Annotated in this window: 14 protein-coding genes; 3 read left to right on the top strand and 11 right to left on the bottom strand. The window is 48.0% G+C overall.

The genetic code is table 11. The features are described from left to right. Positions 1–8: 8 nt before the first annotated feature. Positions 9–1,835 (bottom strand): DUF294 nucleotidyltransferase-like domain-containing protein, encoded by a 1,827-nt coding sequence (locus AACT21_RS12915; RefSeq protein WP_094164669.1) that lies wholly within the window; start codon positions 1,833–1,835, stop codon positions 9–11. Positions 1,836–2,037: 202 nt separating this feature from the next. On the opposite strand from AACT21_RS12915, the gene AACT21_RS12910 reads away from it, so the two are divergent. Both AACT21_RS12910 and AACT21_RS12905 read left to right on the top strand, forming a co-directional pair. After that, complete coding sequence (locus AACT21_RS12910; protein ID WP_088732921.1) at positions 2,038–3,228, top strand: 3-phenylpropionate MFS transporter; 1,191 nt, start codon at positions 2,038–2,040, stop codon at positions 3,226–3,228. A gap of 86 nt (positions 3,229–3,314) precedes the next feature. Further along, positions 3,315–6,749 carry a PAS domain-containing hybrid sensor histidine kinase/response regulator gene (locus AACT21_RS12905; RefSeq protein ID WP_094164660.1) on the top strand — a complete coding sequence of 1,145 codons (3,435 nt, stop codon included), beginning with the start codon at positions 3,315–3,317 and terminating at the stop codon, positions 6,747–6,749. A 97-nt stretch (positions 6,750–6,846) separates the two neighbouring features. Here the strand turns inward: AACT21_RS12905 and AACT21_RS12900 are convergent, their stop codons facing one another. Further along, complete coding sequence (locus AACT21_RS12900) at positions 6,847–8,550, bottom strand: sodium:solute symporter family protein (RefSeq protein ID WP_013855817.1); 1,704 nt, start codon at positions 8,548–8,550, stop codon at positions 6,847–6,849. A 12-nt stretch (positions 8,551–8,562) separates the two neighbouring features. Then, positions 8,563–8,829 carry a DUF4212 domain-containing protein gene (locus AACT21_RS12895; protein ID WP_013855818.1) on the bottom strand — a complete coding sequence of 89 codons (267 nt, stop codon included), beginning with the start codon at positions 8,827–8,829 and terminating at the stop codon, positions 8,563–8,565. 387 nt (positions 8,830–9,216) lie between these two features. On the opposite strand from AACT21_RS12895, the gene AACT21_RS12890 reads away from it, so the two are divergent. Next, the gene (locus tag AACT21_RS12890) at positions 9,217–10,962 is read left to right on the top strand and encodes a potassium/proton antiporter (RefSeq protein WP_013855819.1); all 1,746 of its coding nucleotides are present in this window, start codon (positions 9,217–9,219) and stop codon (positions 10,960–10,962) included. A 4-nt stretch (positions 10,963–10,966) separates the two neighbouring features. Here the strand turns inward: AACT21_RS12890 and AACT21_RS12885 are convergent, their stop codons facing one another. From AACT21_RS12885 to arcA, 8 genes are all read right to left on the bottom strand, one after another. After that, complete coding sequence (locus tag AACT21_RS12885; protein ID WP_013855820.1) at positions 10,967–11,596, bottom strand: response regulator transcription factor; 630 nt, start codon at positions 11,594–11,596, stop codon at positions 10,967–10,969. A 241-nt stretch (positions 11,597–11,837) separates the two neighbouring features. Next, complete coding sequence (locus tag AACT21_RS12880; protein ID WP_094164659.1) at positions 11,838–13,640, bottom strand: protein-disulfide reductase DsbD; 1,803 nt, start codon at positions 13,638–13,640, stop codon at positions 11,838–11,840. A gap of 160 nt (positions 13,641–13,800) precedes the next feature. Next, positions 13,801–14,259: an arginine repressor gene (locus tag AACT21_RS12875; RefSeq protein WP_088718009.1), complete on the bottom strand. Its 459-nt coding sequence runs from the start codon at positions 14,257–14,259 to the stop codon at positions 13,801–13,803. Between the two features lie 407 nt (positions 14,260–14,666). Further along, positions 14,667–15,131 (bottom strand): aspartate carbamoyltransferase regulatory subunit, encoded by a 465-nt coding sequence (gene pyrI / locus AACT21_RS12870; RefSeq protein WP_017042201.1) that lies wholly within the window; start codon positions 15,129–15,131, stop codon positions 14,667–14,669. A gap of 15 nt (positions 15,132–15,146) precedes the next feature. Continuing rightward, complete coding sequence (gene pyrB / locus AACT21_RS12865; RefSeq protein WP_017042200.1) at positions 15,147–16,076, bottom strand: aspartate carbamoyltransferase; 930 nt, start codon at positions 16,074–16,076, stop codon at positions 15,147–15,149. Positions 16,077–16,517: 441 nt separating this feature from the next. Then, positions 16,518–17,528, bottom strand: a complete 1,011-nt coding sequence (locus AACT21_RS12860; protein ID WP_013855826.1) for an ornithine carbamoyltransferase — start codon at positions 17,526–17,528, stop codon at positions 16,518–16,520. 115 nt (positions 17,529–17,643) lie between these two features. Continuing rightward, positions 17,644–18,555, bottom strand: a complete 912-nt coding sequence (gene arcC / locus AACT21_RS12855; protein ID WP_013855827.1) for a carbamate kinase — start codon at positions 18,553–18,555, stop codon at positions 17,644–17,646. Between the two features lie 73 nt (positions 18,556–18,628). Beyond that, on the bottom strand, positions 18,629–19,852 hold the full coding sequence (arcA, locus tag AACT21_RS12850) for an arginine deiminase (RefSeq protein WP_017046788.1): 1,224 nt from the start codon (positions 19,850–19,852) through the stop codon (positions 18,629–18,631). Positions 19,853–19,946: the final 94 nt, after the last annotated feature.

Genomic DNA, 19,946 nt, shown 5'->3' with positions numbered 1-19,946 from the left:
CGCCTCCACTATTCGCGAATTTGATAGTGATAGCCAAGCCACTGCTTGAATTTTTTCACCACGTGTAAACTGTGCCTGAGCAGGTCACGCTCGGTTCGGTCGAGCTGTTTTAAATCGAGTTTATTGGTGCTGTGTTGATTGCTCAGTTGCTGAGCTAAGCGCAATTTAAAGAACTGTTTGAGCGCTTCACTGAGATTATCGGCGGTTTCTTTTTCCAAAACCCGTTGCTCTACTAGCGCCTCGATGCGTTCAAAAGTGTTATTTTGTTGAACTTGATGTTCAAGGCTTAGGGCGCGAATGCCATGCACAATCGGGAAAATGCCACCTTGTTTAATATCTAAGCCAGATTTGGAGTGTTTTACGGTGCCAAACAGCGTGAGTGGTACAGAAAAGCTCAGCGCGGGGCGAGTAAACTCCATCAAAATCAATTCTTGGTCGGCCATTAAATGGCTCAAGTGATGTTTAATAGGGGCCAATAAGTGTTTGTTGCCCGCGACGGCGTGTGCGTCGGCCATGATCGCAATGTCCATCACTTGCTCGGGTTTGGCCGCTTTTACCCATTGGCTAAGCGTGGTTTTCCACTCAGTTTGGCTTTTGACCCATTTGGGATTATTGACCATCACATTGCCCGGACAAAGCGGATAGCCGAGCTGCTGTAAGGTGTGGGTGAGCGTGTCCATGACCACCCCCATTTGATGCCACTGCAAGCCATCTTTGATGATCAGCGCGTTATCTTGGTCGGTTTTGAGGATCTGCTCTCCACGGCCTTCGGAGCCGAGTACGATCAAGCAGCAGTGATCATGCAGCGCGGGTGGCACAACCAAATGAAAGGCTTTTTCGATGATCTGTTCATTGACTGCTGAAATCAGCTCCATAATAAAACGAGTGCGAATGCCATTGTTGATTAGGCTTTCAACCAGTTGCCGTTGTTTGTTGGAGGCAAGAGCTAGCTCTTCCACGCAGTTGGCGCGAGCAATACTTAACGTCAGCACGTGAGAATGAGTGGAGAAAGCACTGAGAATTTGTGTCATGTCCAGCATGCCAACCGCTTGATGGCCATCACACACCATCACTCGTTTTATGCGGTTGCGCGTCATGGCGATCATCGCATTAAACAGAAAATCGCCATCGTTGATGTGCAGCACAGGAAAGGTAGCAATTTCCCCAACAGGGGTATCGAGCGGATGGTTATCGAGCATAACGGAATGAAGCATATTGGTGCGCGTGACGATAGCATAGGGGTGCGCACTGGGGTTTTCGATTAAGCGTTGATCATGCTCAGCAAGACGAACTAAGGCCGCATCAACTCCGTTATCGCGTAATTGCTGTGTCACTTGGTTGAGCGGTTGATCTGGGTTTAAAATCATCGGTGGATGGTAAATCGAGTCATCCACCTTAGTTAAAATAAATTCGGCTAAATTCTTTTGCTGGTGTGCTACATCAAGCAGAGCTTGGCGTTTGGCGAGATTATTGTCGAAGTAGGCGGCGAACTGACCGTTGTCATTATACAGTTCGAGAAAGACGGCTTTCGGCAGCAGATAGCTTAAGGTATCTTCCAGCGCCACGTACTGATGCTTGGCTTTTTCTTCAAACAGTGCGCGTACATCAAACATGTCATCGTTGGCGTAGTGAGCAAAAATCTCTTTGCCATCTGGCGAGCGTTCTTCGACCGCGCCTTTGATCAGTACGTGCAGATACACGCTGGGTCTATCACTGGTCTGCAGCAGATCGTTGCTACGAAAATACGCTACATCCAAGGATGAGCGAAGTCGCTGTTGCTGCGGCAATGTTAAGCGGTCAAAGGGCGGTGACTGCATGTTGAATTTGTCAGGCATAACGATCGTCACTCAGAAGAAATTCCTATCTAAGTGTGACAAAAATCGCCACTACCTCCAGACGACTTTGGTCTAATGAGTGATATGACCCGCAAGGTTGTGAATAAGGAAACAGATTTGTCAGTAAACTTCCCTTTTTAGAAGCCTAAACTGCCTGCATAATACGGCGGTTTTCTCTCCCTCATTTTGTTCAGGATGAATCATGCTTAACCCCTCTCCATATGGTTGGATATCGCAGTACTTTATTGGTTTCTTCTTTGCGTATGGCGTTTACTTGCCATTTTGGGCGCTGTGGTTTGAAACCCAAGGTGTGTCTGCAACCGATATTGGCGTATTAATCGGTATGGGCTTTGCCACGCGTTGCGTCGCTAATTTGGTGATTACGCCGCGTATCCATAAGGCCGAGCTTCTTCTACCAGCACTGCGTTGGTTAAGTTTGGCGGCGTTTTTATTTATTGGTTTTCACTTCTTTACGGGCGGCAGTTTCTGGCTGATGGCATTAGCCACTGTGTTGTTCAACCTCTGCTGTGGCCCCGTGGTGCCGCTATCCGATGCGATGGCTAACTATTATGCGCGCTTAAAAATGCTCGATTATGGTCGCACCCGCTTATGGGGGTCGGTGGCTTTTATCGCTGGTTCTACCGTGGTTGGCGTACTTGTGGCACGTTATGGTTCTGACATGATCCTCTACACCGCCTTGGCTGGGGTATTTGTTTCGCTACTGATTAGCTTGCGCAATCCCAACCCAATGCCCGTGACGGTTGGTGATGCACATGCCGTCCGGCCGAAACTGACGCAGTTATTGCGTGAGTGGCCAGTGATAAAATTCTTGATTTTAGCGGCGCTGATCCAAGGCAGTCACGCGGCGTATTACAGTTTCAGTTCGATTCACTGGAAAGCGGCGGGGCATTCGGAAGAGCTGATTGGCTATTTATGGAGCCTTGGGGTTGCCGCTGAAGTTGCGGTATTTGCGCTCAGCAAACGCCTTTTTTCAGGCTGGTCACTACGCACATTATTTGTTGTCGCGTCGATTGGGGTTGTGGTGCGCTGGACCTTAATGGCGTCGACCACCGCGCTGCTTGCGCTAGGGACGATTCAACTGCTGCATGGGGTGACGTTTGCGATGGCGCATATAGCGGCGATTCAATACATTCAGCACGCACCGCAAAGCAAAATGGTGGCTATGCAAGCGCTGTATAACGCCATTCCACTTGGGGCATTTATTGCTTTGATGACCACCTTGAGTGGCTGGGGTTATGAACGCTGGGGCGCTAATGTATTTTGGGCGATGGCGGCAATGGGCATCTTGGCGCTGTTGATTAAAGTCGAACCCACATCATCCAATGAGTCAGGTACTGAGATAATGAAAGCGGCGCCTGAAGCACAGAATTAACCTTAACTGATTGAGATTAAAAATTATCCTTAGTTAAATGAAGCCTCTTCTTTGAAGAGGCTTTTTTGAACCGATAAGGATATCAAATGCAAGGATGGATCGTCGTTCCCGTTTCGCTCGCTTACTTAGGCGTGCTGTTTCTCGTCGCTTGGTATGGTGATAGACAAAGCCAATGGCTGGCGAAATGGCGACCGTGGATCTACAGCTTATCGATCGCGGTCTATTGCACCTCTTGGACTTTTTACGGCACTGTGGGTCAAGCGGCTAGCAACCCTTGGTCATTTCTGCCTATCTACATTGCGCCTATTTTAGTGTTTACCCTTGGCTGGCGTATGTTGGCGCGGCTGATTTTGATTGCGAAGCGCGAACATATTACCTCCATCGCCGATTTTATTGCTGCTCGCTACGGAAAATCGCAAGGATTAGCGGTAACCGTAACTTTGATTGCCGTGGTGGGCATTTTACCTTACATCGCCTTGCAACTGCGCGGCATCACTATGGGGCTTGAGATTGTCGCCCCCAACCTCGCTACGCAATTTGGTTATCAGAATTATCACGTCTCGTGGTTTGTGGTCGCGGCTTTAGCGCTATTTACCATGCTGTTTGGTACACGGCATATTGATAACACCGAGCACCACCGCGGCATGATGATGGCGATTGCATTTGAATCGATTGTTAAATTGGTCGCTTTTTTAACCGTGGGCGGTTTCATCATTTATCTGGCTTCAAGCCGTGAAACGGTTGATCTAAGTGCGATTGCCCAGCAGACGTATCAAGCGCCCAACTGGCCAACGCTGTTGATCCACACCGTATTAACCATGATGGCGATCATCTGCTTACCGCGTCAGTTTCATACCATGGTGGTAGAAAATGAACGCGCGCAAGATCTACACACGGCGCGCTGGTTATTTCCTCTTTACCTGACTTTGATGGGGTTATTTGTTCTACCTATTGCATGGGTTGGGCAAAGTTTGCTAAGCGGCAGCCCTGCCGATACTTATGTACTCAGCGTGCCTATGTCGGTGGGCGCCGAGCAGATAGCGTTACTGGCGTTTTTAGGTGGCACATCAGCGGCCAGCGGCATGGTGATTGTCTCGACCATCGCATTGGCTATCATGGTTTCTAATGATTTGGTGATGCCGCTTCTGTTGCGCCGCATGCGCTTAACTCAGCGCAACTACCGTCATTTATCTGGGTTGTTGCTCAACATCCGTCGCGGGTTGATTCTATTGCTGCTGCTTGGCGCTTGGGGTTTTTATCAGGCGCTGGATGCGATTGGTTCTTTATCGGCGATCGGTTTTCTCTCATTTGCGGCGATTACCCAATTTGCCCCTTCATTGATTGGTGGCATGTACTGGCGTGAAGGCAACCGCAAAGGCGTTTATGTTGGATTGGCGGTCGGTTTTACTGTGTGGCTAGTAACCTTAATGAGCCAAACCGACATGCTGGCGGGCGATGCACAAAGTAACGTTCTGTTATGGATGATCACCCCGCCGGATTGGTTGGTGCAGATGGGGCTGAAAAACTCAGATTGGGGCATGATGCTCAGTGTTGCGCTCAACACATTCTGCTACGTTGTTGTCTCTATGGTGACTCGTCCGAGTTTGAGTGAGCGTTTACAATCGGCCTCTTTTGTCGGTACGCCGCTGCCTGAGAGTGAGAATCTCAGCTTGTATCAAAGCCGCGTGACAGTGGCTGAGCTTGAAATGTTGGCCGCTCGTTTTGTGGGGCGCACTCGTGTTCGCACTGCCTTTCGCCAATATTGGAGCCAGCAGAGAGAGACGTTACTACCTAACCAACAAGCGCCATCTACCTTAATCCGTCATACAGAAAGAGTGCTGGCGGGGGTGTTTGGTGCTTCTTCGGCCAAATTGGTGCTCACTTCCGCGCTGCAAGGACGCAACATGCAGCTTGAGGAAGTGGCGACCATTGTTGATGAAGCATCCGAGCTGTACGACTTTAGTCGCGGCTTATTGCAAGGGGCCATTGAGCATATTGGTCAAGGAATTACCGTGGTCGATAAAAAGCTGCGGCTGGTGGCGTGGAATCAACGCTATCTCGAACTGTTTGAGTTTCCCGCTGGGCTGATTCAAGTGGGGCGGCCGATTGCGGATGTGATACGGCACAACGCGCAACACGGATTATGCGGCCCTGGTGACCCTGAGGATCACGTGCGGCGGCGGGTGTATCACCTTGAGCAAGGAACCAGACACACCTCGGCGCGTATTCGTCCTGATGGACGAGTTATTGAAGTGCAAGGCAACCCGATGCCGGGCGGCGGGTTTGTGATGAGCTTTAGCGACATCACCGTTTTTCGCGAGGCGGAGCAGGCATTAAAAGAGGCTAATGAGACCTTGGAAGAGCGCGTGCACCAACGCACCCTAGAGCTTGAAACCCTCAACAAACGCTTGGTGGCGGCAACTCAAAAATCAGACCAAGAATCGCAATCAAAATCGCGCTTTTTGGCCGCCGTCAGCCACGATTTAATGCAGCCGTTGAACGCTGCGCGCCTGTTCGCTTCCTCGCTCTCGGAAGTGGCTAAAGAGACGGAAGTGAAAACGTTGGCGGGTTATATAGAGAGTGCTCTGGGCGCGGCTGAAGATCTGATTGGTGATTTGCTGGATATTTCACGTTTAGAGTCCGGCAAGCTCGATGTGCATTCTCATAGCTTTGCTATTAATGATGTATTTTCGAATCTTAACGCTGAATTTAGCGCTTTAGCTAAGCAGCAAGGGATTGATTTTAAAGTGATCCCATCCTCACTCTATGTGATGTCTGACCCTAAATTATTGCGTCGCGTGGTACAAAACTTTCTCACTAACGCGTTTCGCTACAACCCTAAAGGTAAAGTGGTGCTGGGTGTACGCCGAGTGCGAGATCAGGTCAGGATTGATGTTTGGGATAACGGCATTGGTATCGAGCAAGATAAGCAGCAAGAAATCTTCGAAGAGTTTAACCGTGGTAGCCAAGTCCGTTCTGACCAAGGTTTGGGGCTCGGTTTAGCGATTTCAAAAGGCATTGCATATGTGCTGGGTCATGAAATTTCGATGCGCTCTTGGCATGGAAAAGGCAGCGTGTTTTCGCTCTCTTTGACGCGAGCTGAAGCTGTCAAACAGGCTCCGACCCTGGCGATAGAGCAAGGTATGCCATCTGATCTCAATCATCTGCGCGTACTGTGTGTGGACAACGAAGCTGATATTTTAGTCGGCATGAACGATCTGCTCGCAAGGTGGGGGTGTGATGTCAAAGTAGCAGCGGACTTACTGCAAAGCCTGAAAGCATTAGAAAACAATTGGTTGCCTGATGTTATTTTGTCGGATTACCGCTTAGATAATGGTCGCACTGGTTTAGAAGTGTTGCAGCAGTGTCGCTTGCGGCTTGGAGATAGCTTTGAAGGGGTCATCATCAGCGCTGATCGCACTGAAGAGATGATGGATGCGATTAAATCCAATGGCTTTAGCTTTATTCCCAAACCAATAAAACCACTCAAACTGCGCGCGCTGTTGAATCGAGTCAATTAAGCATGCAGCATAAAGCCGATGCGTGGGCATCGGCTTTATGGTTGTTATCACACTTCACTGCGGAGCGAACATCGAGCATGACGCTCGCAGGTGAAGATTAGTGGTCGTGAGCTTGCCCCGCGCCTTTCGGGAAGCGGATTGACTCCACCATTTCTTGCACTTCGGTTGGAACTTCTGCGGTAAATTTATTCACCACAATCGATACCACGAAGTTCAAACACATACCTAACGTACCAATGCCTTCAGGGCTGATACCAAACAACCAGTTATCTGGCGTGCTGGCTGCCGGGTTAATGAATTTGAAGTAGATGATGTAGGTTGCAGTAAAGATAATCCCTGCGACCATGCCCGCGATCGCGCCTTCTTTATTCATCTTCTTGTAGAAGATGCCCAAAATAATGGCCGGGAAGAAGGAGGCGGCTGCCAATCCGAAGGCAAACGCTACCACCTGAGCCACAAAACCCGGTGGGTTAATGCCTAGGTAACCAGCACCCACAATCGCAATGATGGCGGCTAAGCGTGCGGCTAACAGCTCTTGTTTATCGGTCATGTTTGGTTTGAAGCCTTTCTTCAATAAGTCGTGAGAAATTGACGTCGAGATAACCAATAAAAGACCTGCAGCTGTCGAAAGCGCAGCAGCTAAACCCCCAGCTGCGAGCAAGCCAACCACCCAGTTTGGCAGTTTTGCCAGTTCAGGAGACGCCAATACGATGATGTCACGGTTAATGTTCATCTCGTTGCGCTCATCGCCAGAGTAGAACATACGACCGTCGTTGTTCTTATCTTTCCAGCTTACAAGGCCAGTATTCTCCCAGTTCTTAAACCAAGTAGGCGCGTCTGTTGCGGGTACGCCTTGCATGTCTGGGCCATTAATGGTCTCAATCATGTTCACGCGAGCAAAAGCAGCAACACCTGGCGCTGTGGTGTATAACAAAGAGATGAACAGCAATGCCCAACCTGCTGAGATACGCGCATCACGCACTTTAGGCACAGTGAAGAAGCGAATAATGACGTGAGGAAGACCAGCAGTACCCACCATCAAGGCTGCGCAGATAAAGAACACGTCAACCGTGCTCTTGTTGCCTTCGGTATAAGCGGTGAAGCCGAGCTCTTGAGTTAAGCCATCGAGTTTATCGAGTAGGTAAACATCGGTACCGGTAATGGTTGAGCCCATACCAATTTGTGGCAGAGGGTTACCTGTCATCATGATCGAGGTGAAAATGGCGGGAACAAGGAAGGCGAAAATGAGCACGCAGAATTGTGCAACTTGCGTATAAGTGATGCCTTTCATGCCACCGAGTACCGCATAGAAGAACACGATCCCCATACCGATGACGATACCAACGTTAATATCCACTTCGAGGAAACGAGAGAATACCACCCCGACGCCGCGCATTTGCCCCGCAACATAAGTAAACGAGATAAAGATGGCGCAAAATACCGCCACCATGCGCGCGGTTTTTGAGTAGTATCGCTCACCGATAAAATCTGGCACGGTGAACTGGCCAAATTTACGCAAGTAAGGTGCAAGGCAAAGCGCCAATAACACATAGCCGCCTGTCCAGCCCATCAAGTACACGGTACCATCATAGCCAATGAACGAGATGATACCCGCCATTGAGATAAATGAAGCGGCTGACATCCAGTCCGCTGCGGTTGCCATGCCGTTGGCAACAGGGTGAACACCACCGCCAGCAACATAGAATTCACTGGTCGATCCTGCACGGGCCCAAATGGCAATGCCGATATAGAGTGCAAACGTAATACCGACCAGAATAAACGTCCAAGTTTGAATATCCATTTCGTAAACCTCTTAGTCTTCCTGCACGTTGTATTTCTTGTCGAGCGCATTCATGCGCACAACGTAAATAAAGATCAAGGCGACAAAGGTATAGATGGACCCTTGTTGTGCGAACCAGAACCCTAGTTTGAACCCGCCTAAATGAATCGTATTAAGTGCGTCGACGAAAAGAACGCCTGCACCATATGATACCAAGAACCACACTGCCAGCAGTGAGCCCATAATTCCCAAGTTTTCCTTCCAGTAGGCTTGAGCATGTTCGGTTGATTGGAACGCCATGACCTTCTCCTTCGGTTTGCATATCGTAGTGTTAATTTAATGTTACGAAATTAAGATAGCAGTGAAAGGGTGGTGGGTCTGTGCAACTTTAGTCGGGAGGTTGTTTTTTTTAATTCATTGTAACTAAATGAAATTCCTCAATTTAGAAGGCCTTTCTTATGTTGAGTAAATGTTAAATTAGCCAAAAGTATAAGATCATAAGCTCTTGATTGGAAAATTGCTCATGGCGAGTTAACGATTTTTTATGTGGTTGGTTATTCATGCCGCGATAAAAACGATCAATGTTTACATAAAGTTGTCTTAAAAACGGATTAAACTAAGGCACAATGGAACGCGAATTTATGTTGGTTATTCAATCAATAATAATTAAATCAATAAGGAAGGAATATGGATGCAATCGCTATCAATGGTTTTTTTCTCGTAGGTGCTTTGCTGATTGCATTAAGTGTGTTGTTAAGTCCAGTCTCTTCTAAGTTAGGAATTCCTATTCTGCTCGTTTTTTTATTGGTGGGTATGTTGGCTGGGGAGGATGGCCCCGGTGGCATCTTATTTGATAATTATCCGATTGCTTATTTAGTCAGTAACTTAGCGCTTGCCATCATCTTATTGGATGGCGGCATGCGTACCCGTGTTGCCAGTTTTCGGATTGCCTTTTGGCCGTCAGTTTCGTTAGCGACGTTTGGGGTGGCGATCACCACCATTCTCACCGGCTTGATGGCGGCGTGGCTGTTTAATTTGGAATTGCTGCAAGGTATTTTGGTGGGTGCGATTGTTGGCTCAACCGATGCGGCGGCGGTTTTTTCCCTGCTTAAAGGGAGAAGCTTGAATGAGCGCGTCGGTTCAACGTTAGAGATTGAATCGGGCACTAACGATCCAATGGCGGTGTTTTTAACCGTGACATTAATTGCGGTTCTGGGTAGCCAAGGCGATGATCTCAGCGCAGGATTCTTGCTGCTGAGTTTTATCCAGCAATTTGGTCTAGGGGCTTTATTTGGATTAGCCGGAGGTTGGCTGCTCTGGAAGCTGATTAATAGCAATCAACTTCCAGAAGGGCTCTACTCCATTTTGGCCATCAGTGGCGGTTTGATTATCTTTGCGCTGTCCAATTCACTCGGCGGCAGTGGTATTCTATCCATCTACTTGACGGGTTTATTGCTGGGCAATAAACCGACTCGTTGCCGCTATTCCATTCTGAACGTACTGGATGGGATGACGTGGCTTAGCCAAATTGGCATGTTCTTGGTGCTTGGGTTATTGGTCACACCTTCTGAATTGCTGACCATTGCGGTGCCGGGCTTTGCGCTCGCCTTTGGTATGATTTTGTTTGCGCGCCCCATTTCTGTATGGATTGGTTTATTGCCATTCAAAGCATTTACTGCACGTGAAAAGTGGTTTATCTCTTGGGTTGGACTGCGCGGCGCTGTACCCATTATTTTAGCGGTTTTCCCAATGATGGCCGGTTTGCCGAATGCGCAGCTCTATTTCAACTTAGCTTTCTTCGTGGTGATGGTGTCGCTAGTGGTACAAGGGGGAACCTTGATGAAAGCGGCCGCTTTGGCTCGCGTTGAACTACCGCCCAAACCTGAGCCAATTTCACGTACCGGTGTTGAGATATACCCGTGCAGCGAATGGGAAATGTTGGTCTATAAACTCAAGCAAGATAAATGGTGTATTGGTGAGCCATTACGCAACCTTTCTATGCCTGAAGGAACACGTATTACCGCTGTGTTTCGTGACGAGCAACTGCTTCACCCATCGGGCAGCACCAAGTTGCAAGAGGGCGATGTCTTGTGCGTGTTAGCACAGGAGAAAGATCTCGAATCACTGAGCAACCTATTTAGTGAAGCGCCAGAAAAAGCCTCGTTAGAGCGCTTCTTTGGTGACTTCTTTTTGGATGTGGATGCAAAACTCGTTGACGTTGCTGCCTATTATGGTTTGACGATTGAACACCTCAATCAAGAGATGACGCTCAACGATTTGCTGATCCAAGAGCTCGGAGCCACACAAGTATTGGGTGACCATTTTGAATGGCAAGGTCTGTATCTGGTCGTGGCGGACGTGGCCGATTGGCAAGCAACCAAAGTCGGTTTACGATTACCTTTAGAAGAGACGTTAGATGAAGCGAGCGAGTAGCCGACTACTCGCCCAACTCATTGAGTAAAATTACTGCTTGAGTGCGGTTTTTAACCCCAAGTTTACGGAAAATAGCCGTCATGTGCGCTTTGATGGTCGCCTCAGAAACATTAAGCTCATAGGCGATTTGTTTGTTGAGTAGCCCATCAGAGAGCATGCCTAATACTTTGTATTGTTGCGGGGTTAAGGCGGCAATTTTCTTGGTTAAATCATTGCATGCGGCGTGATTGGCAATTAGCCCTTCAGGGAAAAATGGGTCACCGGCTAGGACTTGATTGAGCGCCGAGATCAGCGCACGCATGTCACTCGATTTAGGAATAAAACCAAAGGCACCGTGGCTTTTTACTTGCGCCACCACTGAAGGTTCTTCACTGGCTGAAATCACCACAATCGGTAAATCAGGGTATTCGGCTCGCAAGTGAATCAGCCCTGACATCCCATTTGCGCCTGGCATTTTGAGATCCAACAGCAGCAAATCCACATCGCTCTGTTTGGTTAATAAGGCTAACAGGGCATCTAGCGAATCCGCTTCCAATAAATTGGCACCGCTTATCGCCATATGCACCGATTGAAATAGCGCATTGCGAAACAGAGGGTGGTCGTCAGCAATGATGATGGTGTAGGTCGAATCCATGACGTTTTACACTTTTAGCAATGTCGTTAAATCGATTATTGACCGCGATCTCTCACTGAACAATCTTTATACGCTAAAAGTCTGAACTGTATCCACTTTTTGTCTGATACTTAGTAGTGACTGAGCCTGATCTGAGAGTGGTGCATGCCAAGCGGTTCGAGAAGAAGTGATGGCGTTCACGCGCTATTATTGCCGACGGTTGCAATGGCTTGCTCAAACAGGCGGCAATAATCGGTAAACCTTAAAGCTGGTGGGCGGTGAGGTGCGCTAAAAAGCGATCGGCTGGCATAAAACCGCTGATACGTGCGTTTGAAACGCGTTCACCTTGCGCATTCCAAAAATCAATCGTCGGTAACCCTAGCACGTTCATCGCCTTGAGCAGCTCAATATCTTGTGGCTGATTTTTGGTGACGTCCGCTTGCAATAGCACAAAGTTTTGCAGTTTCTGCGCGACCTCTTGCTGATGGAAAGTGTACTTTTCAAACTCTTTACACGCCACGCACCAGTCGGCGTAGAAATCGAGCATGACGGGTTTACCTGCTAATTTGGCTTGGCTCAACTGCAAGTTGAGCTCGGCAATATTATTCACCCGAATGAACTCGACATGGCTACGGCTTGCTAGGTTGGTTTGTTCTGGCTTAAACCACACATCCAACGCAGGTTGCGCTGAAGCAAACAGACCCAATACCGCAATAATGCCAACCATGCTCTGTTTCCAGCCACCAAACGGCAAGCTGTTTTTACAATGATAGAGCCAACCAAACGCGGCGATCCCAAGCGCGGACCAGAGCGCCGTTGACCACACTGGTGGTAATAAGCGTTCTAGTAAGAAGATCGGCGCAGCCAGTAAAATAAAGCCAAATAGTGTTTTGACTCTCTCCATCCAGCCACCGGCTTTAGGGAGTAGTTTGTTACCAAATACGGCGACCAAAATCAGCGGAATCCCCATGCCCATAGCTAAGGCATACAGTGCAATCGCCCCTGTGAATAGGTCGCCACTTTGCGCGACATACAGCAGCGCGCCAGAAAGAGGCGCGGTGGTGCACGGTGAGCAAACCAAACCGGAAATCGCGCCCATGGCAAACACGCCAAGACTGTTCCCGCCTTGCTGCTTATTACTCAGGCTGTTTAGCCACGTCTGCACTTTGCTTGGCAGTTGCAAGGTATAAACGCCAAACATCGACAGGGCGAGTAGCACAAATAGGGTACTGAGGCCAATCAGTACATAAGGGTGCTGCATCGCGGCTTGAAATTGTAACCCAGCCGAAGCGACGACTAGGCCAAGTACGGTATAAGTGAGCGCCATACCTTGCACGTAAATAAACGATAAAATCAACGCGCGCTGTTGTGAAAGTTGACCACGGCCAAGCACGATACTGGTGAGGATTGGGTACATCGGGAGTACGCAAGGGGTAAAGGCTAGGCCAACGCCAAGTGCTAAAAAGAGTAGCGGTGTCCACCAAGAATCGGCGAGGCGGTTTGCTAGCCCGTCTTGTTCAGCCACGGGCGCTTTTGGCGAATCTGTTTCGCTTTTCGCCATATTGGCCGCCGTGTTGTTGTCAGAGCGAGTATCGCTTGCCACAGCTTGAAGGTCGATAATTCGCGTTTCTGGTGGATAGCAAAAGCCCGCTTTTGCACACCCTTGGTACTGGATAATTAATTTGGCGTTCGCTGCTGCACTGAGGAGCGGTACGTCGACAAACAGTGGCTCAGTATAAATCTTCACATCACCAAAAAATTCATCGTGATATGGCTGACCATCGAGCATCTCGATTTCACCAAGCTGTGCATTTTCGGCGCTGATACTGATCCGATCTTGGTAGAGGTAATAGCCCTGCTTGACCTGCCAATCTAAGAAGATCTGCTTACCTTGCTGCTCGGCATGAAAAGGAAACGCTTGGTCAACTGGGACAAATTGATTGTCGGCTGAGGCCAAACCGAGGTTGTTACCACTATTGAATGGATTGTCATTGCCGAAGACCGCCAACGCAGGTTGGGAAAGTGTCAGCAGAGCTAGCAGTACAAAGGAAAAGAGTAGGCGCATACAAAAATCGAGTCTTCATTAGGTGAGTGTCATCTTAACCCAATCAGACCGCTTTTCGGCGCAATAAGTTTCACAGTGATGGAAAAATCGTCGCTGATGAGGCAGTGAAGCGAGAAAAGCCAAGTGAGGTTGTGGACCTCACTTGGCTGGGCGATGGGGGTTAAGCGACACCTAGGCGAGTTTTCACCACCGCTTCACACGCTTCAATATTATTGATGTCTTTGGGAATAATAAGCACAGTGTCATTACCACCGACCGTTCCTAAAATCTCAGTGTGGGGATCAATATCAACCAATCGCGCGACCAATTGAGCACTTCCAGGATGAGTTTTCACCACCACAGTGGATTGATTGTGAGTGATAAACTCAATTTGTGAGGCGATAGATGACTCAACACGCACTGGCGCGGTTTCGACCGTAATGCAGTACACTTTTTTGCCGCACGCATTTTGCACTTTCACCACACCAAGTTGGGAAAGCAAGCGTGACACAGTGGATTGGCTAATGCCTTCGTAGCCGAGCTCTATTAGCCTGAGTCGTAGCTCATTTTGGTTAGCAAAACTTTGTTGTTGTAGGATTTTTTTACAAGCGGAAGCTAACGTTTTGTCATCGGTTTGCATTGCGCCGTGGGGGATTTTTCTGTTCACGGGCGGTTCCTTTTATACACGCTACTGCGTCTGGGGTATCGGTGATCCTTACCATGCCAGCACACTCCCAAAGCCATAGAGTGTGAGTTCACGTTATGTTTGACGCCAATGGCGCAACGGTTGAGCATTGCTCTTTTCCCCTCTATAAGTGGTGGGGGATTATTATTGATGCCTGTAGCTTAACATTAATCAATGTGTCGCTTTTTGCGGGGGATCACCAAATAATAAACTAGATTACCGATTGATTTTTGGCGTTTTATGTTGATTTGATGGAATAATATGCACGGAAATATGCAAGATTCGGAAGTTGTCCAGCGCCGAGTTAGGACGCTGGAGGCTGGCAGGGCTGTAAACGCGATGGATGCGCGCTTAGTGCTGTTTTAGCAACGTTCAGTCATGATTTCGCGCGAGAATACTTTCTCACAATAGTGGCATTTGAGATGCACATTCTCTTGTTTGAGTTGCACTTTAAAGCGGCTCTCGACAGGCTCGCCATGAGAGATGCAGTTGCTGTTTGGGCAACGAAATACGCTGTCAATTCTCTCTGGCAAAGTGAGGGTCAGTTTGTTGACCACTTTATACTCTTCAATTTGATTGACGGTGGCTTTCGGGGCATACAGTGCTAATTGGTTCGCTTGCTCTTTGGTGAGATAAAGGTTTTCTATTTTAATCAGATCTTTATTACCTAACGCAGAAGAGGGTAGGTTTAGGCCAATCGTCACACGTTGATTGGTTTCATTTAACTTAAACAAAGAGAGAATTTTGATCCCAAGGTTGGCAGGGATATGGTCAATCACGCTACCGTTACGAATCGCTTCAACTTGCAATTGGGTCTCTTTTACCATGATGTTATCTCCTACTTATAAGGTTGGGTTAAGAACAAGGGCTAATAAAGCTTCACGCGCATAAACGCCGTTTTCGGCTTGTTGGAAATAGTAGGCGTAAGGTGTTTTATCGACATCGGTGGTGATTTCATCGACCCGAGGCAGTGGGTGCAGCACTTTTAAATTGTGGCGAGCTTCTTTTAATGTTTCTGCGGTTAAGATGTAAGCCGATTTCATGTGTGCGTATTCGGATGCATCAAAGCGCTCTTTTTGTACGCGCGTCATGTACAGCACATCCAGTTCAGGCACGACCTCTTCAATGCTAGCGTGCAAACTAAACGCAATGCCAGCCTCTGAGAGTTCTTCGCAAATGTAATCTGGCATCGCCAGCACTTCTGGGGCGATAAAAAAGAAACGTACATTGTTGAATTTCGATAAGGCTTGGGTGAGCGAATGGACGGTGCGGCCATATTTTAAGTCGCCGACGAACGCGACGTTAAGGTTATCGAGCCTGCCTTGCGTTTCATAAATGGAAAACAGATCGAGCAAGGTTTGAGTGGGATGCTGGTTAGCACCATCGCCACCGTTGACTACGGGAACGCCGTTGGAAAACTCAGAGGCTAAACGTGCAGCGCCTTCTTGTGGGTGGCGCATGACAAATGCATCGACATAAGAGGAAATAACTTGCACCGAGTCAGCTAAGGTTTCCCCTTTCTTGGCAAGTGACGTATTGCCGCCATTATCAAAACCAATCACTGTGCCGCCTAGGCGCTGCACTGCCGTTTCAAACGACAAGCGGGTACGTGTAGAAGGTTCAAAGAAGCAGCTTGCTACTACTTTATTTTTGAGAAGTTCAGGGTTTGGTTCCGCTTTAAGCCTTGTTGCAGTTTCAACAATCAGCTCCAGTTCCGCGCGGCTCAGTTCTGGAATGGAAATGATGTGCTTGTTAAATAACGAATGCGCCATAACGTGTCTTCCCTCTGTATGGTTCGCTTTGGCTACTAGCCTTTGCGAAATTTTGCTTAAAAAAAAGCCCCCTAAAATAGGAGGCTTCAATAACGTTCAGAACAGAAAAACAAAACAGCTAACTCGACCGGCGCCGGGTGTAATGGATGGCGTTGATGGGGAGTGCTGCGGTTCATTTTCTGCTCCGTTTAGACAAATTGCGAAGGATTATACGGACAAAAAACACGCTGGCAATACTCTTTGGAAAATATCCAGAAAATGGATTTTTATGCGAAATTAGCTTGATTTCGATGTTATTTACTACGCGTTTACAGCTAAAGCATAAGCGTGATTTGTGAGTGTTATTGACTGAAAAAAAATGCGAGCTTTATTCAAGCTCGCATCGATTCAACATCAAAGAGATAAAGTAGACGATTCATTATCTACTATTCGTTACCTAAGTTAGTTACCTAAGGTGGCCACCATCACGGCTTTGATGGTGTGCATGCGGTTTTCAGCTTCATCGAACACGATGGAATGCTCAGATTCAATCACTTCATCGGTCACTTCAACGCCTTTGGCAAGCACTGGGTAGTTTTTCGCAAGCTCTTTGCCAACGGTGGTATCTTCGCCGTGGAAAGCAGGCAAGCAGTGCATGAATTTCACATGTGGGTTACCAGTGGCTTTTAACATCGCCATATTCACTTGGTAAGGCAGCATCAATTCAATGCGCTCTGCCCATGCTTCTTTCGCTTCACCCATCGATACCCAAACATCGGTGTAAAGGAAATCACAGCCTTGAACGCCTTCTTGAACATCATCTGTAAGCGTAATTTTCGCGCCTGTTTGCTTTGCAATAGTGCGACATTCCGCGACTAATTCTTCGGTTGGCCAGAACGCTTTTGGTGCAACAAGGCGAATGTCCATGCCCATTTTCGCAGCGCCCACCATCAAGGAGTTACCCATGTTGTTGCGTGCATCACCGAGGTAGGCAAATTTCATTTCATGGAGGCGTTTGCCACGGCCATGTTCGATCATGGTAAGGAAATCAGCCAGAATTTGTGTTGGGTGGAATTCGTCAGTTAAGCCGTTCCATACTGGTACGCCAGCGTAGGCACCAAGCTCTTCAACGATCTCTTGACCAAAGCCGCGATATTCGATGCCGTCATACATACGGCCTAAGACGCGCGCGGTATCTTTCATCGACTCTTTGTGGCCAATTTGTGAACCTGATGGGCCTAAGTAGGAGACTTGAGCACCTTGGTCAAATGCTGCTACTTCGAATGCACAGCGAGTGCGAGTTGAGGTTTTTTCAAAGATAAGTGCAATGTTTTTGCCTTTGAGACGAGGCTGCTCATAACCGTTGTATTTGGCTTTTTTCAGCTCAAGGGATAGATCCAATAGGTGCTGGATTTCGCGTGGAGTGAAATCAAGAAGTTTTAGAAAGTTACGATTGCGTAAGTTAAAAGCCATGATCTTTTCCTCATTTGCAACGCTTGCTTCTGATGAGAGGGTGGAAGAAAGCGTTAATATTTGTTTAAAGTTAAAAACAGATTCGGTTTATAAAATAGATTTTAAAAACAATGTTTTAGTCACGCGTAATATTGGTACCTGCTGTGCCTTCTAAGATGCGTAGGCCATCTTCTAACGCGCCGATCCCAACGACTTTCCCGCCTTGTTGAATGAATTCGCACGAGGCTTCAATTTTTGGCCCCATAGAACCAGCATCAAATTGATAGTTGGCAAGCTCGCTTGGCGTTGTGCTGCGCAGCGCATGTTGGGTTGGTTTACCCCAATCAAGGTAAACGGCGTCAGCATCGGTCAAAATGAGCAGCGCGTCGGCGTTCAATTGTTTGGCAAGAAAGGCAGCAGACATGTCTTTATCGATCACTGCTTCTACACCGACTAATTTGCCGTTTTCACGTTTGACTGGAATACCGCCACCACCAGTGCAAATCACTAAATGACCGGCACTGATAAGCTGGGAAATCGCATCATGTTCGACGATGCCTATCGGTTGAGGGCTCGGAACCACACGGCGGAAGTATTGGCCGTCGGGCTTGACTGTCCAGTGGTATTTCTCAGCCAATTCACGCGCTTCTGCTTCTTGATAAACTGGGCCAATCGGTTTAGTTGGGTTGGCAAATGCAGGGTCTTTCGGGTCGACCATCATTTGGGTCAACATGCACGAAATGTTGCGTTCAGGCAGCATGTTTTTGAACTCTTGCATCAACATGTAGCCAATCATCCCTTGAGTTTCACTGCCCAATACGTCGAGTGGGTACGGCGCTACTTTTTTGTATTCGAGACCTTGTAGTGCCAGCAGGCCAACTTGAGGGCCATTGCCATGCACTAGCACCACGTTATAGTGTTTGGCTATTTCGGAAATGGTTTTGACTGCAATTTCAATGTTGCGACGTTGAACATCTGCTTCTAATGGCTGACCACGACGAAGTAGCGCGTTTCCACCTAATGCAACAACAACAGTTTGTTTGCTCATAATTCTATCTCTTCTAAGGTGGGTTGAGGCGTGCAGAGGAGATTTTCCTCAACCCATTTGATTAACCTAAGGGCTAGATACCGTCACGCTCAATTGGGCAGCTCATGCAGCGTGCACCGCCACGGCCACGGCCCAATTCGTCACCAGGAATAGACAGAACGGTGATGCCTGCTTTGTCGTATTTTTCATTGGTATAGGTGTTGCCTTCATAGCCAATCACTACGCCAGGTTTGACGGTTAGGACATTGTTTGCATCGTTCCACTGTTCACGTTCTGCGTTGAAGTTGTCACCGCCCGTTGTGATTAGGTTGAGCTTGTCAACGCCAAGTGCTTTTTCGATGGCGGTAACGAAGTAACCTTCTTCTTTCACGTTCACGGCACCAGACTCATCGCCTGTGAGGCTCCAGCATTTCACATCTTTGCGTACTACTTCTGGGTAAACAGAGAAGGTGTCTTCACGCATGTGTGTCATGACGGTATCTAAGTGCATGCAAGAGCGGTGTTTTGGTAGTTCCATCGCAATGATTTGCTTCGCTTGGCCATGTTTAAATAGGCCCGCAGCTAAGTGTTCAACACCTTGCGCTGTGGTGCGCTCAGACATACCAATCAGTACTGCACCTTTGCCAATCACAAGAACGTCGCCACCTTCAATGGTTGAATTATCGTAATTAATGCTCTCGTCATCACCGAAGTATTTAATGAAGTCTTGGCCCGCAAAGCTTGGATGCCAGCGGTAAATCGCACGCACATGGTTGGTTTCACGTTGACGTGCAGGTTTTGCCATCGGGTTGATTGACACGCCACCGTATACCCAGCAAGACGTATCGCGAGTAAATAGATGGTTTGGCAGTGGTTCAATGATGAAATCGGTTGGTGCATGCAAGCCTTGCATCATTGAAGAGGATTTCATTGGCATTTCAGCGTAAGACAAACCACCTGTCAGGATTTTTGCCAATTCAAGGTTTGGCAGATCGCTGAGGTAGCAGCGCACGTCATTCGCAAATGTTTTGCCAAGGCGGTAATCCGATACTTGTTGAGTAAGCAGCCACTCTTTTGCGACGGGAACCGCTAGCGTGTCGGCTAATAGATCGGTCAGCAGTAAAACTTCAACACCTTGGTCACGTAGCGTTTGTGTGAACGCATCATGCTCTTTCCCCGCACGCTCTACGGCCAATACATCATCAAACAAAAGGTCGTGACAGTTGGATGGTGTTAGGTGAGTGAGTGAGCGTCTTGGGCGGTGAACAAGAACTCGACGTAATTGACCAATTTCAGAACCAACATATAACTTACTCATAATAGTATCTCTCTTAATTTATATGCATTTATGCCGTTATATTTTTGACATTAAATTCAACTTGTTCTGGATAAATACATAATTATTTCTGTAG

This window comes from Vibrio sp. V08_P9A1T1, assembly GCF_963874405.1.
GTDB classification, from domain to species: domain Bacteria; phylum Pseudomonadota; class Gammaproteobacteria; order Enterobacterales; family Vibrionaceae; genus Vibrio; species Vibrio anguillarum.
This window is presented reverse-complemented; position numbering and strand designations above follow the sequence as displayed.

Bases quoted from the DNA above. Each gene is read 5' to 3' on its own strand.
- AACT21_RS12915 (WP_094164669.1), bottom strand. From the start codon at position 1,835: ATGCCTGACAAATTCAACATGCAGTCACCGCCCTTTGACCGCTTAACA.
- AACT21_RS12910 (WP_088732921.1), top strand. From the start codon at position 2,038: ATGCTTAACCCCTCTCCATATGGTTGGATATCGCAGTACTTTATTGGT.
- AACT21_RS12905 (WP_094164660.1), top strand. From the start codon at position 3,315: ATGCAAGGATGGATCGTCGTTCCCGTTTCGCTCGCTTACTTAGGCGTG.
- AACT21_RS12900 (WP_013855817.1), bottom strand. From the start codon at position 8,550: ATGGATATTCAAACTTGGACGTTTATTCTGGTCGGTATTACGTTTGCA.
- AACT21_RS12895 (WP_013855818.1), bottom strand. From the start codon at position 8,829: ATGGCGTTCCAATCAACCGAACATGCTCAAGCCTACTGGAAGGAAAAC.
- AACT21_RS12890 (WP_013855819.1), top strand. From the start codon at position 9,217: ATGGATGCAATCGCTATCAATGGTTTTTTTCTCGTAGGTGCTTTGCTG.
- AACT21_RS12885 (WP_013855820.1), bottom strand. From the start codon at position 11,596: ATGGATTCGACCTACACCATCATCATTGCTGACGACCACCCTCTGTTT.
- AACT21_RS12880 (WP_094164659.1), bottom strand. From the start codon at position 13,640: ATGCGCCTACTCTTTTCCTTTGTACTGCTAGCTCTGCTGACACTTTCC.
- AACT21_RS12875 (WP_088718009.1), bottom strand. From the start codon at position 14,259: ATGCAAACCGATGACAAAACGTTAGCTTCCGCTTGTAAAAAAATCCTA.
- pyrI (WP_017042201.1), bottom strand. From the start codon at position 15,131: ATGGTAAAAGAGACCCAATTGCAAGTTGAAGCGATTCGTAACGGTAGC.
- pyrB (WP_017042200.1), bottom strand. From the start codon at position 16,076: ATGGCGCATTCGTTATTTAACAAGCACATCATTTCCATTCCAGAACTG.
- AACT21_RS12860 (WP_013855826.1), bottom strand. From the start codon at position 17,528: ATGGCTTTTAACTTACGCAATCGTAACTTTCTAAAACTTCTTGATTTC.
- arcC (WP_013855827.1), bottom strand. From the start codon at position 18,555: ATGAGCAAACAAACTGTTGTTGTTGCATTAGGTGGAAACGCGCTACTT.
- arcA (WP_017046788.1), bottom strand. From the start codon at position 19,852: ATGAGTAAGTTATATGTTGGTTCTGAAATTGGTCAATTACGTCGAGTT.